2 protein-coding genes are annotated in these 21,743 nt (G+C 74.5%); both read right to left on the bottom strand.

From position 1 onward, the window contains the following. Positions 1-22: 22 nt before the first annotated feature. Positions 23-1,249 carry a YqcI/YcgG family protein gene (locus MXD59_RS07225; RefSeq protein ID WP_248823989.1) on the bottom strand — a complete coding sequence of 409 codons (1,227 nt, stop codon included), beginning with the start codon at positions 1,247-1,249 and terminating at the stop codon, positions 23-25. 63 nt (positions 1,250-1,312) lie between these two features. Further along, a complete protein-coding gene (locus MXD59_RS07220) occupies positions 1,313-21,460 on the bottom strand; it encodes a non-ribosomal peptide synthetase (protein ID WP_308301664.1) in 20,148 nt (6,715 codons plus the stop codon). Positions 21,461-21,743 lie beyond the last annotated feature (283 nt).

Raw genomic sequence — 21,743 nt, 5'->3', positions numbered from 1 at the left:
CCGGCGGAGGGCGAGGCCGCCGTCAGAGGGCGGGGCTGGAGACCGACTCGCGCTCGGCCTCGTCCTGCTCGGCGTCCTCGGACGTGTGGGGTGCCGGCGCGTGGGCCGTCATCGGCAGTAGCGGACGGCCGCCGGCTCCCATCCCGGCCCGCGTACCCGCGTCCCGGACGGTGGCGTCCGCGGCACCGGACATCCGCCGACGCAGGCTGCGCGGCCGCAGGTCGGACCAGGTCGAGGCGATGCTGTCCAGGCACTGCTCACGTGTCCCGGTGACGGACGTGTCGAACCAACCGAGCGCGTTACGCCGGTTCGCCGGCCACACCGAGTACTGCTGCTCCTCGTTGACGACCACCTTGAACGCCCGACCCGACGGCTCCACCTCGGCAAAGCCGGCAGTACCGGCAGTACCGGCGGCGGCGGTGCGGGCGGCGTTGGCGAGGAAGGGGCAGCCGTCGGCGACGGTGGCGTCGTCACGCAGGAAGTACTGCTTCCACTCGCGGTTCGCCGGGTCACCGAACGAGCCGAGCAGCGGGGTCGAGTCGACCTCGTCCATCTTGCGCAGCCGCTCACGGATCGTCCTGCGGGCGGCGGCCCCACGCGGGGTGTAGGGCTCGAGGCCCTCGAAGACCCAGCGCGGCTGGAAAGTGATGTTGAAGACGGGGCTGCTCCGGCTGCGCAGTCGATGGTGGGACGGGGTGTTGCAGACCACGAAGATCGGGGAGCCGCGGAAGCTGAACTCCCACCCGGGATCGTCGGTCTCGGTCGGGATGTCCGACGGCCAGGGCTCGCCGTCCCCGTCGTGCAGGTACTGAAGCAGCGACCAGAACCGCTGCTCGTAGGCGAGGATGTCGCCGGCCCGCGCTTCCTCCGGCACCCGCTGCCCCGGCTCCCGCTCCGCTTCTCCCTCCTGCTCCTGGCCGGAGCCGAAGAACACGACCAGCGACGTGTTGCGCGAGATCTCCTTGTAGACAGCCAGGTAGGTGGCGAGGATGTCCGGCAGGGTCGACCAGGTCCGGGGGTCGTCGAGGTCGTCGACGAAACCGAACCGCAGGCCACCGCGGTTCGCCGCGGCCACCGCGAACACGCAGGGGAACGGCTCGGCCGTGGATGTCAGCGTGTCGATCATGCTGCGGACGCAGTCGGTGCCCCAGGCGGGCAGCGGCCCGAGGGTCAGATCCTGGACGGACTCACGGTAGGCATCGATCGAGCTGGCCATGCTCTCCCCCAGGGATCGCGTCGTGTCTGGCACGGGTTTCTCTCTTCGGGCTCATCGGCTGACAGGCGGGCCGGGATCGGTGGCTGGTTCAGCAGGTCACGAAGCAGGCGGAACCGCCCCCGGTCGGGCGGCGGCGTCCAGGCGGTCGGCACGGTCGGCGAGGGCGGCCAGGGCTCGCTCCCAGGCGGCCGCGAGGGCGTGCACGACCACGGCGGGTGGCGCGTCGTCGCCGGTCGTCCAGCGGGCGGTGAGCTCGGGGCCGTCCGGGGTGTCGAGGACCCGCACGATCAGGCTCAGCGGGAACGGGTCGGGCTGGTCGGAGTTCCAGTCCGCGAACAGCACCTCGTCCTGCGCGGCGACCGACCAGTCGGTGACCTGGCCGCGGGTCAGCCGTCCCACATAGTTCAGGTAGATCGTGGGAGCGGGGGCGGCCGCGAGCGTGGCCGCCGTGCGCGGGTTGAGGTAGCGCAGCAGGCTGTAGTCGGTGCCGCCGTCGGGGATCTGGGCCATGAGCGCCCGCACCCGCGCGACCGTCCCGTCGATCTCCCGGTCGCCGTCGCCGTTGCCGTCGCCAGCACCAGCACGGCCGCTGGAGCATTCGAGCAGGAACGGGTAGATCTCGGCGAGCCAGCCGACCGTGCGGGTCAGGTCGTCGTCGCCGACGAGGTGTTCCTGGCGTCCGTGCGCCTGCATCGCGACGACGATCCCCGACCGGCCGCTGTCATCCGGCCGGGTCAGCTCGGTGACGGCCAGCGACAGCGCGGCGAGCAGCAGTTCGTCCACGCCGATGCCGAACGCGGCGGGCACCGTCGACAGCAGCGCCGTGGCCCGCCGCGGCGGCACGGTCACCGCCACCGGCACCTCGGACGCCACCAGCTCCTGGGCAGTCGCCGGCTCCTCGGACGTCCGTGCTGGCGGCGACCAGGTGACCGGGGTGGCGCGGGCGAGCAGGTCCTGCCAGAAGGGGAGGCGCTCGTCGGTGCGCGGGTCGCGGGCCCGGGCGTCCAGGCGGCGGGCCCAGTCGCCGAACGGGACGGCGACGGGCGCCAGGTCCGGGGAGGCACCGGTGCGCAGCGCGGTGACCGCCGCGGCCAGATCCTCCAGCACCACCGACCAGGACACCCCGTCGATCAGCGCATGGTGGATGATCAGCAGCAGTCGGCCGGGTGTCGCGGGGCCCGCGTCCAGCCAGACGGCCCGCAGCAGCTGGCCGCGGTCCGGGTCGATCTCGGCGTTGGTCGCCGCGGCCAGGCCCGACATCGCCGCGAGCGCACCGCGGCTGCCGAACCCGTCACGCTCGTCGGCACCGGCACCGGCACCGGCACCGGCGAGGTCGGTCGCGTCGATCCGGCGGACCAGGTCGCGGGCGTCCAGGACGCCGGGGGCCGCGATCGCCAGCGACCAGGCCGGCCCGCCGTCGGCGCCGGCACCGGAGGTGCGCACCAGCCGGGCGCGCAGGACCTCGTGCCGCTCGATGACGGCGGCGAGTCCGGCGACCAGGGTGTCGAGGTCCAGGCCGGCCGGGGTGCGCAGGAGCACCGGTGAGGTGAACGAGGCGAACGCCAGCCGCTGCCCGATGTGTCCACCGCGTTCCCGGGCCGACTGCAACGCCGGCGTCGGCGGCAGCACCGCCTCCCGCGCCGGAGCCGACGTGCCACGGGTGGAGGTGGCGCTGGTGGACGCGGCGCCGGTGGAGGTCGCGCCGGCGGAGGTGGTCCGGGCCGGGCGAACGCCGCGGCGGCGGGTGACGGTGGCGAGGGTCGCGGGGGTGCGATGGCCGAACAGCTGCCGCGGGGTCACCGTGAACCCGGCGGCGCGGATGCGGGTGACCAGCCGCATCGCGATGATGCTGTCGCCGCCGAGAGTGAAGAAGTCGTCGTCGACGCCGACCTCCTCGACCCCCAGCACTGACGCGAACGCCGTGACCAGCGCGGTCTCGACCTCGCCCACCGCCATCCGCCGGGCCGCCGGCCGACCGCCAGCCGAGACGCCCAAGCCAGCCGAGCCAGCCGAGGCGGCCGAGGCGGCCGAGGCGGCTTCGCTGACCGGCTGGCCCGCGCCGCGTGATGCGCCGGGGTCGCCGGACGTCACGTCCGGCGTCGTCGCGTCGATCGCGTGGGTGGGGAAGACCACCAGGCGGCCGTCGCCGTCGGTGACCTCGAGGGTGCCCACGGGTGTGCCTGGGGCGCCGGCGAGGGCGGCGAGCAGGTGACGCAGGCAGGCGGCCAGGCGCTCGGCGGTGGTCCGGTCGAACAGGTCGTCGCTGTAGGCGACGCCGATCGTCATGCCGGCCGCGCCCCCGTCCTCGGAACGCTGTTCGACGAAGTCGAAGGACAGGTCGAACTTGGCGGTGGAGCGGCGCACCGGCTCGGGTCGGCCGAGGACACCGCCGCCGAGGTCCAGGCCGTCGGTGACGTCGGCGGCCGCCAGGTAGACGATCATCACCTGGAACAGGGGGTGGCGGGCGAGCAGCCGCGGCGGGTTGACCGCGTCCACCACCCGGTCGAAGGGCAGCTCCTGGTGGTCGAAGGCGGCCAGGTCACCGGCGCGGACCCGGCCGAGCAGGTCGGCGAACGACGGGTCGCCGGACAGGTCCGTCCGCAGCACGACGGTGTTGAGGAAGAAACCGACGAGGTCGTCCAACGCGGCGTCGACCCGTCCGGAGACCGGTGTGCCGATCGGCACGTCGACCCCCGCGCCGAGGCGGTGCAGCAGGGTCGCCACGGCGCCACGCGCCACCATGAACAGGCTCGCGCCATGCTCCCGGCCGAGCGCCCGCAGCGCCGCGACCAGTTCGGCGTCGATGGACGTCTCGACGATGCCGCCGGCGTGGGTCGGTTCGTCCGGGCGCGCCCGGTCGGTGGGCAGCGCCAGTTCCGCGGGCAGGCCGGCCAGCGCGTCCCGCCAGAACCGTCGGGACGCGGCCGCCGGACTGGCCGGGTCGGCCTCGTCCCCGAGCAGCTCCCGCTGCCACAGCGCGTAGTCGACGTACTGGACGGGCAGCGGCGCCCAGTCCGGGGCCACACCGGCCGTCCGGGCCCGGTAGGCGGTGGACAGATCCCGCGACAGGGGCAGGTCGGAACCCTCGTCCGCGGCGATGTGGTGGATGAGCAGTTGGACGAGGTGCAGCGTCGGGGTGGCGCGCACGACGCTCACCCGCACCGGCACCTCCCGTTCGAGGTCGAACGGGTATGCCGCCGCCTTGGCCAGCAGGTCCGCGAGCCGCGGGTCCCGTGGTGGCGGTGGGGCGTCCGCCGTCCGGTCGATCACGTCGAACGGGATGTGGACCTGCGCCGGGTCCAGGACGCGCGCGACCGGTTCGCCGTCCGGGCCGGCGGGGAAGACGGTGCGCAACGCCTCGTGTCGGCCGACCACGTCCGCGATGGCGGCGCGCAGCGCGGTGAGGTCCAGCGCGCCGGTGAACCGCCAGGTGACCGGGATGTTGTAGGTGGCGCCAGGCCCTTCCACCTGGCCGAGGACCCACATCCGCCGCTGCGCGAACGACAGGGGCGGCTGGCCGGGGCGAGCCCGGCGGCGCACGGCCGGTCGGGCGGTGCCGGCGGTGTCCAGCCGGCGGGCCAGGCGGGCGACGGTCGGCTCCTCGAAGACGGTGCGGGGGGTGATCTCCACGCCGAACGTCGTGCGGATCGCCGCGCACAGCCGCATCACCAGCAGCGAGTGACCGCCGAGGGTGAAGAAGTCGTCGTCGACGCCGACCCGGTCCACCCCGAGGACGGCGGCGAACCGCTCGGCGAGCAGCTCCTCGCGGGCGTCCCGCGGCCGACGGCCCGCCGAGGGTGGCGTGGTGACCGGTTCGGGCAGCGCCGCCCGGTCCAGCTTGCCGTTGGTCGTGCGGGGCAGCCGGACGAGCACGACGACCGCCTGCGGCACCATATGCCCGGGCAGCACCCGAGCCACCTGCTCCCGCACCATGGCACCCAGCGCCGCCCCTTCGGCCCCAGCTCCCTGGACCGCGGACCCCTGGACCGCGGCCCCCTGGCCGACAGCCCCTTGGGCAGCGGCACCCTGGCCGGTAGCGGCGGCGGGCACGACGTAGGCGAGGAGTTGGCGGGCGGGTGGGGCGTCCGGGCGGAAGAGGACGGCGGCCTGGCTGACACCGGGCACCGCCTCCAACGCCCGTTCGATCTCGCCGAGTTCGACCCGGAAGCCACGCAGCTTGATCTGGTCGTCGGCGCGGCCGAGGAAGGCGAGGGAGCTGTCCGGACGGCGGCGGGCCAGGTCACCGGTGCGGTACATCCGCCGCCCCGCCGAACCGAACGGGTCGGCGACGAAACGGGTGGCGGAAAGCCCCGGCCGGCCGAGGTAGCCGCGGGCCAGACCCGGTCCGGCCAGGTAGAGCTCGCCGGGCACACCGTCGGCGACCGGCTCGAGCGCCTGGTCCAACAGGTAGACGTCGGTGTTCGCGATCGGCGCCGCCCACTGCGACCCGGCTGGCCCGCACGCCCCGCCGCCCGGGCCGCCGCTGTGCCAGCCGTAGGCGTCGACCGAGTACTCGGTCGGCCCGTACAGGTCGTGCACGACCGTCGGGGGCATCGCCCGCAGCTGCGCCCACAGCGCGGGCGGGGTCGCCTCGCCACCGACGAGCAGGACACCGGGTCGGTGCGCGTCCCGCCGGCCGAAGCCGTCCTTCATCAGTTCCTGCAGGTAGGTCGGGGTCAGGTCGAGCACGTCGACGCGGACCCGTTCGAGGTAGGCGACGAGGGCGGCGGAGTCGCGGGCGGTCCGCTCGTCCACCACATGCACCTCATGGCCGGCGAGCAGCCACAGCAGCGGCTCCCACGAGCCGTCGAAGCTGAACGAGGCCGCGTGCAGGACCCGCAGCGCCTCCCGTCCGGGGCCGGCCGCGTCCTGCGCCGGCGCGATGAGGTCGACGACATGCGAACCGAACAGGTTGACCAGGCCACGGTGGGTGCCAACGACCGCCTTGGGCCGTCCGGTCGAACCCGAGGTGTAGATCACGCTGGCGGCGCTGGCCGCGGTCGGACGCCGTCCACCGGCCGCCGGCGACCCCGGCCTCCCGTCGAGCTCGGGTTCGGGCTCGACGTCGGACGTCGGCTCGTCGAGCAGGATGACGGTGGCGGTGTGCTCGGGCAGGCGGGTGGCGAACATCCGGGTGGTGAGGATGGCCGTGGGGGCGGCATCGGCGAGCAGGAACGCCAACCGGTCCGCCGGTTGTTCGGTGTCGATCGGCAGATAGCCCGCGCCCGCCGCAAGCACACCGAAGATCCCCGGGACCATCCGGGCCCGGGGCAGCGCGACGGCGACGACCATCTCGGCGCCGACGATCGTCTCGGGGGTGAGGCGCAGCCGGGCGATCCGCCGGGCGATCCGCGCCACCTCGGCGGCGAGTTCGGTGAACGTGAGGCTCTCGGTCTCGGTGACCAGCGCGACCCGGTCCGGGTAGGCCGCCACCGCCCGGTCCAGCAGATCGGGCACCGTCCGGGCCGGGCCCGACAGCGCGGCGGGGACGGCTGGGGTGGTGAGGATGGCTGGGGTGGCGGGGACGGCTGGGGTGGCGGGCAGGGCGCGTCGGGGGCCGGCGGCGGCGCGTAGGGCGGCGGCCCGTTCGTCGGCGTCGAGCAGGAGCAGCCGGCTGACCGGACGATCAGGATCGTCCACGATCCTGGCCAGCAGCCGGACGAGCCGGTCGGCGAGCCTGGCGCCGCTGGACGGGTCGAGGATGTCGAGGGCGAACTCGACCAGAGCGGTGATCTCACCGGTGGCCGCCCGGTCGACGAACGTCACGTCCAGGTCGAACTTGGCGCTGCCGACCTCCGGGTTGATCCAGCTCACCGGCTGGCCGAACAGTGCCCGGTCGTCGCCGCCCAGATGGTGGTAGCCCGCCATCACCTGGAACAGCGGGTTCACCCCGGGGACGCGCCGGCCGCGACGGGCCGCGACGATGTCCTCGAACGGCAGGTCGGCGTGGTCGAAGGCGGCCAGGTCGGTCTGGCGGGTGCGGGCCAGCAGATCCCGGAACGTCGGGTCGTCGGTCAGGTCGGAACGCACGACCAGGGTGTTGACGAAGAAGCCGACGAGCTGTTCGAGACCCGCGTCGGTGCGTCCGGCGACCGGCACGCCGATCGGGATGTCGTCACCGGCGCCGAGCCGGTGCAGCAGGGTGGCGAGGGCGGCGTGGACGAGCATCGATATGCTGGTTGCGGTGGCCGTGCACAGTGCCCGCAGCCCGGCCGTCACCGGCGCCGGCAGGACGCGCACCGCCCGACCGGACCGTCCGTCGCGCTCAGCCGGGCGCTCCCGGTCCAGCGGCAGCGCGATCCGCTGCGGCAGACCGCGCAGCGCGTCCAGCCAGAAGGCGAGTTGACGGGCGGCGAGGCTGTCCTGGTCCGCCGGGTCACCGAGCAGGTCACGCTGCCACAGCGTGAAGTCCGCGTACTGGACGGGCAGCGGCGCGAACCGTGGGGTCCGCCCGGCGAGCCGGGCGGTGTAGGCGGCGTCCAGATCGAGCAGGAACGGCCGGTCCGACCATTCGTCGGTGGCGATGTGATGCAGGACGACCAGCAGGACGTCACCGTCCGCCTCGCCGCGCACCCGCAGCCGCAGCGGCGGCTCGACCGCCAGGTCGAACGGCCGCGCCGTCGCCGCCGCGATCCACCGCTGCGTCCCCTCGACACCGACATCCCCGCCCTCAGCGCCGGCAGCGGCGTCGTGGGTGATGGTGATGCGGGTGAGGGCGACGGCCGGGTCGAGGATGTGCTGGTAGGGCGTGCCGTCATCAGTGGTGATGACCGTGCGCAGCACCTCGTGCCGGGTGATCAGGTCGGCGACGGCGGCCCGGAGCGCGTCGAGGTCGATCCGGCCGGCCAGGCGCAGGGCGAGCGGGTAGTTGTAGGCGTCGGTGCCACCGGCGAGCCGGTCGACCAGCCACAGCCTGCGCTGCGCCGCCGACAGCGGGACGCGCGCCGGACGGGGCGTTGCCGCACGCAGCACCGGACGGGTCCGGCCGGCGCCCGCCGCACCCGTGCCCGTGCCCGTGGTGAGTTTCGCGGCCAGTGCCTCGACCGTCGGCGCGTCGAACAGGTCACGGATGGCCAGTTCCACGCCGAGTGTCGTCCTCGCCCGGCTGACCACTCGGGTGGCGAGCAGCGAATGGCCGCCGAGGGCGAAGAAGTTGTCGTCCGCCCCGACCGAGGGCAGACCCAGGATGTCCGCGAACAGGTCGGCGAGGGCCTGTTCGACGCCGGCGGCCGGCGCGCGCCCCGAACTGCGGGCCACCGGCCGCGGCGCGGGCAACGCGGCCACGTCCAGCTTGCCGTTGGCGTTGCGGGGGATCTCGGTGAGCGGCATGAACGCCGCCGGTACCGCGTAGTCCGGCAGCACCGTCGCGAGATCGGTGCGCAGCCGGGCCACCAGCGCTCCCGCCGCACGCGCCGCCGTCGGATCGTTCGTGTGCTCCGCCGCGGCGCTGGACGCCGTCACGGAGGTGCGCTCCGTCGCGGCGGTGGACGTCGTCGGGGCGGTGAAGGGCAGGTCGGTCGGGCGTGTGCCGTGGACGAGCACGACGTCGAGCAGGCCGGCGGTGTCGCTGCGGGGCTCGAGCGCGGCGGTGTAGCCGAGGGTGTCGGCGAGGGCGTGGACGTCCTCGGGGTCGACGGCGAGTGTCTGCGCGGCCTGCCCGATCACCTCGGCGGCGGTGGCGTCCGCGAGGTCGATGGTGGCGAGTTCGGCGGCGACCCGGGCGTCGGGCATGGCGGCCAGCCGCACCCGCGCCGGTCGCCGTCCCCGTAGGAACGCGGTGAACCCGGCCAGGTCGACCACGTCCACCCCCCAGGTCAGTTCCGTCCACTCCGACGCGGCCGTCGGGTCGGGGGTGTGCCGCGCGACCGTCGGGCGGCGCAGCACGACGTCGTAGCGGTGGCGGGTGAGTTCGTTGCGGTGGTGGCCACGCTTGACCCGCACACAGACCTCGAGCCCGGCGTCGGCGGCCAGGGCGTGGAAGAACGCGGGCGCGACGACCAGTTCCTTCTCCAGCTGGAGACGCCGGTCGACGGCGGCGGCGAACCGCCGCGGATCGGTGGCCGAACCGGCGTCGACGTCGCCTTCGAGGGCGCGGCGTTCGAGGGCACGACGTTCGAGGGCACGACGTTCGAGGGCACGGCGTTCGAGGGCACGACGTTCGATGGCGCTGTGGAAGGCGCGCAGGCGGCCGAGGTCACGCACGTCCCCGATGAGGATGGAGCCGCCGGGGGCGAGCAGTTCCAGGGCGCCGAGCAGCACACCGCGCAGGTAGTCGGCGCTCGGGAAGTACTGGATCACCGAGTTGATGACGACCGTGTCGAAGAACGCGCGCGGCAGGCCCTCGGTGATGTGCGCGGGGGCGTGGCGCAGCTCGACGGCGCCGAATCGCCGCGGGTCGGCGGCGGCCTCGGCGCGCAGCTTCGCGACGACCGGGGCGGCGAAGTCCGTCGCCCAGTACGCCTCGCAGCCGGGGGCGAGCGGGCCGAGCAGCAGACCGGTGCCAACCCCGATCTCCAGGATGCGTCGACCCGGAGCCTGGCCCTGGCCCGCGTCCGGTGCCAGTGCCTGGACGCGTTCGACGGTGGCCGCGCGCCACTGGCGCATGTCCGGCAGCGGGATCGGCGTCCCGTCGTAGCTGGAGTCCCAGCCGGCGAAGTCCTCGACGGTGGCGGCGGTGGGGATGCGCTCGTACTCGTCGGTGTAGATCTGCTGCCATTCGCCGACCTGCTCGGTCTCGGTGACCGCCCGGTCGTCCGCGCCGCGCCGCGCCGGCACGACGTAGGCGACGAGCCGCTTGGAGCCGGGCAGCGTCGGGTCGGGGACGGCGATGACCGCGGACTGGCTGACCCCCGGATGGCCGTCCAACGCCGAGATGACCTCGCCGAGTTCGATCCGGTGACCGCGGATCTTCAGCTGGTCGTCGGTGCGTCCGAGGAAGTCGAGGTTGCCGTCGGGCCGGCGGACCACCAGGTCGCCGGTGCGGTACATCCGCGCGCCCAGGTGGACGGGGTCGGCGACGAACCGGGCCGCGGTCAGCCCGAGCTGGCCGAGATAGCCGCGGGCCAGCCCGTCCCCGGCGATGTAGAGCTCGCCGGCGACACCGTCGGGAACGGGACGCAGCCAGCGGTCGAGGACGAGTACCGCCGTGTTGCGGATCGGCCGGCCGACCGCCGGGGTGACACTGTCGGACGTGCCGGCGCCGAGGGTGTTGATGGTGTACTCGGTCGGCCCGTACAGGTTGTAGCCGGTGATGCCGTCGGTGTCGCGCAGCCGGTTCCACACCGAGTCCGGGACGGCTTCCCCGCCGAGCATCACCAGCGCCGGACGGTGCCGCCCGGTGCCCGCCGGTGCCTCGTCCCGTTCGAGCAGGCCGGCCTCGAACAGGTGCAGCGCGTAGGTCGGCGTCACGTTGACGACGTCGATGTGGTGCCGGTCGCAGTAGGCGACGAGTCCTTCGGCGTCGCGGCGCAGTTCCTCGTCGCAGATGTGCACCTCGTGGCCCTCGACGAGCCAGAGCAGCTCCTCCCAGGACATGTCGAAGGCGAACGAGACGGTGTGCGCGATCCGCAGCCGCCGGCCGCCGGCCGCCGCCACCGTCGGCGCGAAGATCTCCTTCTGGTGGTTGAGCTGCATGTTCGTCAGCCCGCGGTAGGGCGTGACGACACCCTTGGGCCGTCCCGTCGAACCGGACGTGTAGATCACGTACGCGGGATGGTCGAGCCGGTCGGCCCGGCCGCGCGCGAACGCGCCGAGCTCGGCGTCCGAGAGCGGGTCCGCCGAGGTGGCGGCGAGTTCGGCGGCCAGCTCCGGATCGTCCAGTTCCAGCCACCGCACCGCCGCGGACGCCACCCGGTCGGCGCCTTCGGACAGGCCAGCGCCTTCGGCGAGGCCGGCACCCTCGGGCAGGTCGGCACCCTCGGGCAGATCGGCGAGGTAACGGTGGGTGGCCGCGGTGGTCAGGGCCAGGGTGGCGCCGGCGTCGGCGACCATGCTGGTCAGGCGGGCCGGCGGATGGTCGAGTTCGAGCGGCAGGTAGGCGGCGCCGGTGCGCAGCACCGCGAACAGGGCGACGACCATGTCCAGGGTGCGGCCGAGGCCGAGCGCGACCACCGTCTCGGGGCCGGCGCCGCGGGCGCTCAGCAGCCGGGCGACCTGGTTGACCCGGGCGTCGAGCTCGGCGTAGGTCAGCCGCTGGCCGCCCAGGACGAGCGCGGTCTCGTCGCCGACCGCCGCGGCCCGGGTGGCGAGCAGGTCGGCGATGGTCTCGGTGCCGATCGGTTCGCGCACGAGGGCGGTGTCGCTGGCCAGACGGATCCGTTCCGCGGGCAGCAGCGGGTCGATCCGTCCGACGGGCGCGTCGAGGTCGGCGACGAGAGTGCCGACGGTGGCGAGGAACCGGTCGAACAGGGCGTGCGCCAGGTCCGCGTCGACGACGTCCGCCCGGTACTCCAGCCGCATGGTGATCCGCGTGCCGGGGGCCAGGACGAACGTCAGCGGGAAGTGGGTGTGGTCGAGGCTCGACCCGGCGATGATGCCGTGGCGGGCGGTGGTCCGCTCGTTCGCCACCTCGTCGATGAAGTTCTGCAGCACGTAGAGCGTGTCGAACAGGACCGGATGCCCGCTGGCCCGCTGGATCTCGGCGAGCCCGAGATACTCGTGGTCGAGCAGGTCAAGGCGGTCACCGGCGACGCGGCGCAGCAGGTCCCCGACGGATTCGGCCGGGTCGAGGCGGATGCGGACCGGGACGGTGTTCAGGAACAGTCCGACGACCTCGTCGATGCCGTCCAGCTCGGTCGGTCGCCCGGCGACGGTCGTCCCGAACACGATGTCGTCGCCGCCGGTGACACTGGCCAGGACCAGCGCCAACGCCGTGTTGAAGATCGTGTTGAGGGTGACGCCGTGCGCCCGGGCGGCCGCGCGGGCCGCCGCGGCGGTGCCCTCGGGCACCTCGGCGGTGATCCGCTCCGGTGCGACCGGTGCCAGCCCGCGGGCCGCCGGGATCACCATCGTCGGCTCGTCCAGCCCGGCGAGCGCCGAGCGCCACGCCGCCTCGGCGGCGCCGGTGTCCTGCTCCCGCAGCCAGCCCAGGTAGTCCGCGAACGACGCGCCTACCGTGGTCGCCGCGGTCGCCGCGGTCGCCGCGGTCGCCGGTGCGGTCGCGGTCGCCGGTGCGGCACTGTCCTCGTCGGCGGCGTAGCGGGTGAGCAGGTCCTCGACGACCAGCGCGCCGGACCAGCCGTCCCACAGCAGGACCTGACGGTTGATGACGAGCCGGTCGAGGTTGTCGGCCAGGTGCAGCAGGGTCAGGCGGAACAGCGGCGGCGCGCAGACATCGAACGGACGGGCCCGGTCGGCCGCCGCGATCTCCCGTGCCCGCTGCTCCCGCAGCGCCTCCGGCAGCCCGGTCAGGTCGATCTCCTCGACCGGCGCCGGCAGGCCCCGGACGATGACCTGCACCGTGTGGGGCAGCCCGTCGCTGAGGAAACCGGCCCGCACGGTCGGGTGGTGGGCCATGAACGCCGTGGTGGCTCGGCGCAGCCGGTCGACGTCCAGACGGTGGTCGAAGTCGAAGGAGAACTGGGCGGTGTAGGCGTCGCTGGTGCGGTCCAGCGCCCACTGGAAGTAGAGCCCCTCCTGCAACGGTGACAGCGGCCAGACCGCGTCGATTCCGGCCGGGAAGGCCTGCGCGATCCGGCTGGTCTGCTCGTCCGACAGTTCGACGAGCGCACGGGCCGCCGCCACGATCGGCGAGGACGGACCGGTGCCGGCCGCAGAGTCGGTGCTGGCGGCAGAGTCGGTGCTGGCGGCAGAGTCGGTGCCGGGACCAGCGGTGGTGTTCGGGGTGGCCAGTGTCGCGAGATCGCCGAGGGCGTCGACGAAGGCGGCGGCGAGGCGGGCGGTGACGTCCGGTGTGAGGATGGTCGTCAGGTAGGTGAACGTGGCCTGCAACCGTGGGCCCTGCGCGGTGTCGACGCAGGCGACGTCGACGGTCAGCGGGTAGCCGACGCCGAGGTCGGGGTCGAAGGAGGCGGCGAGCGCGTCGAACTCGGGGGCCGGGGCGAAGTCGGCGCGTCCGTCGGTGCCGAACCGGCCCAGGTAGTTGAACAGCACCTGGGCGTGTCCGGCCGCGGCGAGGGTGGGTCCGGCCAGCGGGTTGGCGTAGCGCAGCAGGCCGAAACCGATCCCGGCGTCCGGTACCGCCCGCAGTGTCGCGGTGACCGCGGCGAGCACCTCGCGGGCGCAACCGTGGGCGGGGCCGAGGCGTACCGGGGCGATGCTGGTGAACCAGCCGACCGTGCGGGCGAGGTCGACCTCGTCGGTGAGCTCCGTGCGTCCGTGCCGTTCCAGGTCGACGATCAGATCGCCGGACGGATCGCCGGAGGGACCCTCCGCCGGGATCGCCTGGCGCAGCGCGGTGAGCAGCACATCGGTGATTTCCGCGCCGGTGGCCGCCGGAACACCGGTGAGCAGCGCCGATGTCGTCGACACCGGCAGGTCGACCCGCAGCCGTGCGGTGCCGGCGACCGTGCCCACCCCGCCCGAGCGGGACGGTTCGGTGAACGGACGTCCGCCGGGGGCGAGGGTGGCCAGCCAGTGGGTCAGCTCGCCGAGGCGTTCGGGTGCGGCGGCGGCCTCGGCGGTGATCCGGGAGAAGGCCCGCAGTGAGGTGCCGACCGGGTCGAGCGCGACCGGCCGCTGGGCGCGCACCGCCGCGTAGGCGTCGGTCAGGTCGTCGAGCAGAATGCGCCAGGACACGCCGTCGACGACAAGATGGTGGGCGACCAGCACCAGCCGTCCGGGCTGGCCGGGGCCGGCGTCGAGCCACACCGCGCGGACCATCGTCGCGGCGTCGGGGTCGAGGCGTCCCGCGGCCGAACCGGACGCGGCGGTGATCGTCGCCCGCAGCGCCGCCTCGTCGAGCCCGGCGGTGTCGATCCGGACGAGCAGGTCCGGGTCGGGGATGCCCGGCGGGTCGATCCGCATCAGCCACACCGACGGCGCCGGACGCAGCAACCGGGCGCGCAGCCCGTCGTGGTGGGCCAGCAGCGCCTCCAGCGCCGCCCGCAGGCTCGGCTCGTCGGCGTCGGCCGGTGTCCCCACCAGGAACGCCTGGTTGAACCGCCGGATCTGCCCACCCCACTCGGCGAGCCGAGCCACGATCGGCAGCGGCGTCAGCATGCCGAGCGCCTCCTCCCGCGCCGCCCCAGCCGCACCGAAGGCGGTGGACGCGGAGGCGGAGGAGGCAGCAGCGGCGGGCGCGTCCGAGGTGGACGTGGCAAAGGCGGAGGTGGCAGGGGTGGAGGTGGCAGGGGTGGAGGTGGCAGCGGTGGACGCGGTGGGGGTGCGGGCGGCGACGAGGGCGGCGAGGGCGGCCGGGGTGCGCTGCAGGAACACCTCGCGGGGCGTGACGCGCACGCCTTCGCGCCGGGCCCGGTTGACGAGCCCGATCGCGAGGATGCTGTCGCCGCCGAGGGTGAGGAAATCGTCGTCGACGCCGACCCGGTCCAGGCCCAGCACGGTGCTGAACACCGCGCACAGGGTCCGTTCGAGCTGGGTGCGGCCGGTTCGGGCCGAGGTGGCGGCGCCGAGGTCGGGGGCGGGCAGGGCGGCCCGGTCGAGCTTGCCGTTGCCGGTCAGGGGCAGTCCGGGCAGCGCCACGACGGCCGCGGGCACCATGAAGTCGGGCAGCACCGCCGCGGCCCGGGCCCGCAGCGCCGCCACATCAACCTGCTGGACGGCGTCGGCGTCGGTCGCGGACGGGACGACATAGGCGATCAGGCGGGCCCGCCCGGCCGCGTCGGGACGCGCGAGGACGACGGCGCGGGCCACCGTCGGATCGGCGGCGAGCACCGCCTCGATCTCCCCCGGCTCGATCCGGAAGCCGCGGATCTTGACCTGGTCGTCGGCCCGACCGAGGTATTCCAGTGTGCCGTCCGGAGCCTGACGGGCCAGGTCACCGGTGCGGTAGAGCCGATCACCGGGTGTGCCGTGGGGATCGGCGACGAACCGGGTGGCGCTCAGACCGGGCCGACCCAAATAGCCCCGCGCGAGCTGCCCACCGCTGACGTAGATCTCCCCGGGCACCCCCGGCGGGACGGGGGTGAGGTGCCGGTCGAGCAGCCGCGCCCGCAGACCGGGGATCGGCACCCCGATCAGCCCACGTCCGCCGTCGTTGTTCTCCACCGGCAGCGGCAGGTAGGTGACGTGCACCGTGGTCTCGGTGATCCCGTACATGTTGACCAGGTGTGGGGCGTCCGGCGCGTGCCGGGCGTACCAGGGGGCGAGCCGGCTCGTGTCCAGCGCCTCCCCACCGAAGATCACCAGTCGCAGGGCGAGCGCGGGTGCGGACGTGCCCGGCCCGGCAGCGGCGTCAGCATCGGCATCGGCATCGATGAGGGTGGCGAACGCCGACGGCGTCTGGTTCAGGACGGTGACCGCCTCGCGGGCCAGCAGCGCCCGGAACGCCTCGGGTGAGCGGGACACCTCGTGGTCGACGACGACGAGCCGTCCGCCGTGCAGCAGCGGACCCCACAGTTCCCAGACGGAGAAGTCGAACGACACCGAGTGGAACAGCGTCCACACGTCGCGGTCGTCGAAGTGGAACCAGTCCTGGGTGTCGGCGAACAGCCGCACGACGTTGCGGTGCGGGATCAGCGTGCCCTTGGGCCGTCCGGTGGAGCCGGAGGTGTAGATCACGTAGGCGAGATGGTCGCCGCGCGGGTCGATGTCCGGCGTGGTCGGCGGCTGCTCGGCGAGGGCCGTGACGACCAGCGGATCGTCCAGCGCGAGCAGTGGTATCCCGGTGCGCACCGGCAGCGCCGCCCGGTCGGCGACGGTCGTCACCGCGCACACCGGGGACGCGTCGCGCAGCATGAACGTGATCCGCTCGGACGGGTAGGTCGGGTCGACCGGCAGGTACGCGCCGCCCGCCTTCTGCACCGCGAGCAGCGCCACGACCAGGTCGATCGACCGGGGCAGGGCGACCGCGACGATCGATTCGGGGCCGACCCCACGTCCACGCAGCACCTGGGCGAGCCGGTTCGCCCGTATGTCGAGCTCGGCGTAGGTGAGCTCCTCCTCCCGCCAGCGCAACGCCACCGCCTCCGGGGCGCGTCGCACCTGCGCCTCGAACAGCCGCGGCAACGTGACGTCCAGATCGCCCCCCTCGGACGCCCCCACCAGCTCGGACGCCCCGACCAACTCGGACGGAACACCCGGAACACCGGGGATGAGCGGGGCAGCCGGGTCGGCCGGGTCGGCCGGGTCGGCCGGCCGCGAACCCGCCAGGGCACCGACGGGACGGTCCGGGTCGGCGGCGATCTCGGCCAGCAGGGCGAGCAGCCGGTCGGCGAGGGCGGCCACGGTGGTGGCTTCCAGCAGGTCCGGCTGGTAGCCGAAGGTGAACCGGGGCCGCTCGCCCGGGATGACCCGGACGGTGAGCGCGTAGTGGGTCGCGTCATGGCCGTCGAGACCGACCAGACGCGGACCGCCGGCGGGCAGCAGGGTCGCCGGGTCGAACGGATAGGACTCGACGACGAGCAGCGTGTCGAACAGCTCCCCGAGCCCGGCCACCGCCTGGATCTCGGCCAGACCCAGGTGGTGATGGGCGAACAGGGCACCCTGCGCGGCCTGCAGATCGGCCATCAGGGCCGCGACCGGCTCACCGGCGCGCACCGTCACCCGCACCGGCACGGTGGTGACGAACAGGCCGACCATCGTGTCGACCCCCGCCAGCGCCGGTGGACGTCCGGAGGCCGCCTCGCCGAACACGACGTCGTCCCGACCGACCGCCCGCGACAGCAGCACCGCGTGCGCCGCCCGCAGGATCGTCGCGAACGTCAACCCCCGCGCCCGACCAAGCTCGCCAAGCCGCCGGGCCAGCTCCGCGTCGATCTCCCGCTCCACCGTCGCAGGGCTGCCCCCACCGGACGCACCGCCCGTGGACGCACTGCCTGTGGACGCGCTGCCCGTGGACGCGCTGCCCGTGGACGCCTCGCTGGCGGGTGTCGTGCGATGGCCGCCGCCGGCGAGCAGGGTCGGTGTGTCGAGGCCGGCCAGCGCCGCGCGCCAGGCGGCTCGGGCCGCGTCGCCGTCCTGGGCTCGCAGCCAGCGCAGATGGTCGGAGTACGGGCGCGGCGCCGGCAGTCCTGCGCCGGCCAGAGCCGGATCGTCGGCGGCCGCGAGCGTGAACAGTTCACGCAGCAGCAGCGGCAGTGACCAGCCGTCGGTGACGACATGGTGGGCGCAGACGGCCAGGGTCGCCGTCTGCGTGCCGGTACGCACCCACAGAAAGCGGATCAGCGGCGGTGTCGCCAGGTCGAACCGTCCGGCCCGGTCGGCTTCGACCAGCCGGCGGGTCTCGGCCCGGGCCTCGGCCGCCGGCCAGCCGGAGAGGTCGACCACGGTCCACTCCGGGTCGGCGGCGGGCAGAACCACCTGCGCCGGCACCCGCCCGTCGGACACGATCGCGGCCCGCAGCAGCTCATGGCGGGCGATCAGTGCCCGCGACGCCGCCCGCAACCGCGCCACATCCCCGACGTCGCCCAGTTCCAGGACGAACTGCAGGACGTAGACGTCGGGGCTGTCCTCACCGTCGAGCAGTCGGTGGAACAGCAACCCCGACTGTGACGGCGACAGCGGCCACACCGACGTCGCGGCCGGGAACCGCGCCCGGACGCGGGCCAGCTCCGCCTCGTCCACCGCGAGCTCGATCTCGGTCCTGGTCGAGCCGGTGGCGGCGATCGAGCCGGTGGCGTCCGGGGTTGCAGGAGCGGCGAGGGCGTCCGGGGCCGCCAGGGCGGCGAGGGCTGCGACGGTCGGGTGGGCGAACACGTCCGCCAGGGCCACCGTCAGTCCGCGGGCGGCGGCCCGGGTGACCATCGAGAACGCCAGAATGCTGTCGCCGCCGAGGTGGAAGAACGAGTCGTCGACGCCGACGCCGGGCTGCCCGAGGACGTCGGCGAAGACGTCACGCAGGATCGTCTCGGCGGCTGTCGCCGGTGCCCGGCCGCCGCTGCCGACGGCGGCGGCGAAGTCCGGCGCGGGCAGCGCCCGGCGGTCCAGCTTGCCGTTCGCGGTGGTCGGCAGGGCCGCCAGCACGACGAACGCCGCCGGCACCATGTGCCCCGGCAGCCGGCTCGCCACGGACGCCCGCAGCCGCTCGGTCCACTTCCGCTGCCCGGCCGCGGCGGACGACCCGGCCGTGGCGGGGTCCTCGTCCGTGGCGGGATCGTCGGCCGCGGCGGGCACGACGTAGGCGACCAGGACGCGGCCGGCGGGGCCGTCGTCGCGGACGACGGCGGCGGCGCGGGCCACCGACGGGTCGGCGGCGAGCACCGTCTCGATCTCACCGAGTTCGATCCGGAAGCCGCGCAGTTTCACCTGGTCATCGGTGCGGCCGGCGACGTCGAGCTCACCGGTGGCGCGCCAGCGGGCGAGGTCGCCCGTGCGGTACATCCGGCGGGTGGGGTCGAACGGGTCCGCGACGAAACGGGTGGCGGACAGCGCCGGACGGGCCAGGTACGCGTCGGCCACGGCCGGTCCTGCCAGGTAGAGCTCGCCGGTCGCGCCGGGCACGACGGGTGTCAGCGCACCATCGAGCACATAGGCGTGGACGTGCGGCAGGGGTCGTCCGACCGTCGGACGGCCCGGGGTCGTGTCGCCGGCGGGGACGACACCGGTGGTGGCCCAGACGGTCACCTCGGTCGGCCCATAGACGTTGATCACTTCGCGGGCCCGGGCGGTCAGCTCAACGGCCAGGTCGGACGGCAACGGCTCACCGCCGGAAAGGACCCGCACCGGCAGCGGTCCGGGCGGCGCCGCGTCCAGCACCGACCGCCACCGCGACGGGGTGGCCTGCGCGATCGTGACCTCGCCGGCCGTGATCAGCGCCGCGAGCCGCGCCGGGTCCCGGCCCTCACCGGCCTCGACGAGATGGCAGGAGGCCCCCACGGTCAGCGGCGCGAGGAGTTCGACCGTGCTCGGGTCGAAGCCGAGTGTCGTCGCGCCGAGCAGCCGGTCGTCCGGGCCGATGCGTACCGCCGCGACGAACGACGCGAGGAACACCGCCAGCGACCGGTGGCTGACGACCACACCCTTGGGTCGTCCCGTCGACCCGGACGTGTAGATGACGTAGACGGGACTGTCCGGATGCACCACCGGCGGCCACGTCGGCGCCGGCTCCGTCCCGGGGACGGTGGCGGCGGGGTCCGCGGGCACGGTCCCGTCGGCCGCCAGATGGTCGGCCGTGGGGTCGTCGACCAGCAGCACGACGGTGTCGGACGGGTGGGGCAGCCCGGGCGCGAGATCACGTGTCGTGACCAGCACGGTCGGGGCCGCGTCGGCGAGCATGAAGGCGATCCGCTCGGCCGGGTAGTCGACGTCGACGGGCAGGTACGCGCCGCCCGCCCGGCCGATGCCGGCCACCGCCACCACCAGGTCGGCGGTGCGGGGTAGCGCCACCGCGACAACCGTCCCGGGCCGCACCCCCCGACCGACCAGGGCGTGGGCCAGGGTGTCGGCTCGTCCGGCCAGCTCCCCGTAGGTGAGGCTGCCCGCCGCGGTGACCAGTGCCGTCCGCCGCGGCGCTCGGGCGGCCTGCTCGGCGAACCGCGTCGTCCACGGCACCGCGCTGGCCGCGGCGTCGTGCGTGATGCCCACGGGAACGTCGCCGGTGGGGGCGGCGGTGCTGGTGGGGGCGGCGGTGCTGGTGGGGGCGTTGCCGGCGGCCAGGAGGTGGGCGCGCTCGGCGGAGGCGAGCAGGTCGAGGGTGGCGATCGGGGCGTCGGGGTCGGCGAGCGCGGCGGCCAGCAACCGCGCCAGCCGGGGACCGACCGCCTCGGCGAACGTCGCGGACACCACGGCGTCCTGGTAGGTCGTCTCCAGCTCGAACGCACCGGAGGCGCCACCGCCGGTCCCGGTGCTGTCGGTCCCGGTGCTGTCGGTTTCGGTGAACTCGGCGACGAGCAGCAGCGGGAACTGGGCGGTGCCGTTGTGCAGGGGGCGCCGCACGCCGCGCAGGTCGCGGCCGCGCAGCGCCGCCGCGGCCGGCCGGCGCACCGCGATCATCGTGTTGAACAGGCTGGACACCCCGTCGGCCCGGTCCGGGTTGACGGCGCGGGCGACATCGGCGAGGTCGACGTCGGCATGGGCGAAAGCGCCCCGGCAGACCTCGCGGGCGCGCAGCAGCAGCTCGGTGAACGTGTCGGCCGGCTCGACGGACAGCCGCAGCGCCAGGCTGTTACCGAAGTAACCCAGGACACCGGCGGTCTCGGCGCCGTCCCGGTTGACCACCGGCGTGCCGACGGTGACGTCGCGGGAGCCGGTCACCCGGTGCAGCAGCGCCGCGTAGGCGGCGAAGACCACCATGAACGGGGTGGCACCCTGCCGGGCGGCGAAGGCCCGGACCCGCCCACCCAACTCCCCCGACGCCGGATGGACGACCTGACGCCCACCGTCGGGTCCGCCGCCGTCGCCGACCTGACGGTCGCGGGCGGCCAGGTCGTCCGGGGTGGGGGTGGGCAGGGTGAGCGGCTCGGCCAGCGGGGACAGGACGGTTCGCCAGTAGGCGAGTCCCGCCTCGTCCGGGCCGTGGTCGGACCAGGCGACGTCGAGGTACTGGCCGCCGGCGGCGGCCACCGCGCCGGTCCCGGTGTCGTAGGCGGCAAGCAGGTCGGTGAAGAAGATGTCCCAGCAGGCGTCGTCCCAGGCGATGTGGTGCGCGGCCAGGGCGAGGGTGTGCCGGTCGTCGTCGTGGCGGATGACGGTGACCCGCAGCGGCGACTCGACCGCCAGGTCGAACGGACGGCGGGTCGCCCGCAGCGCGGCCTGCCGGGCGACGGCGGCGCGGCGCGGCTCGGGTTCGGCGCCGACGTCGACGCTGCTCCAGGCCGGTTCGACGTCGTCGCGGACGACCTGTTCGAGTTCGCCGTCGGCGCTCACCCGGTAGGTGGTGCGCAGAATCTCGTGCCGGCGGGCGACGGTGCGCAGCGCGGCGTGCAGGGCGTCGACGTCCAGGGGGCCGGTCAGGTCGAAGGCCGTCGAGATCGTGTAGGCCAGGCTGTCGGGGCGCAGCCGCGAGAGGAACCACATCCGGCGCTGCCCCGCGCTCACCGGATGACCCTCGCCGGGCACCCGCGCCGGGCCGCCGGCCGGGCCGGACTCCGGCTCGCGCGCCAACTCCGCGGCCGCGAGGCGACGACGGAGCAGCTCGCGCTTACGCTGCGCGGAGTCGGGACTGGCCACGGGACATGTCCTTCCGAGACGGGCTGGCGGGCCGCCGGTCGCGATCCGCGGGCATGGCTGCTGGCCCGGGCGCGGAGGCCGGCCGGGCATGACAGTCAGCCCGGAGGCGGCGGCCGGCCGGGTGACGGGGTTCGACCCGAGGCGGGGAAGCGGGTCGAGATCGAGGTCGGGGGATGAAAGGAGCTGAGGGGGTGGGCGGGGCTGAAGGGGCTGAAGGGGCTGAAGTTGGCTGAAGGGGCTGGGGGGAGCCGGTGGGAGAACGGACGGTGATGGGGCTGGGCGG

It is taken from the genome of Frankia umida, from assembly GCF_023242945.1.
Classification (GTDB): domain Bacteria; phylum Actinomycetota; class Actinomycetes; order Frankiales; family Frankiaceae; genus Frankia; species Frankia umida.
Note: the sequence above shows the minus strand (reverse complement) of the source record. Positions and strands in the feature narration are given on the sequence as shown.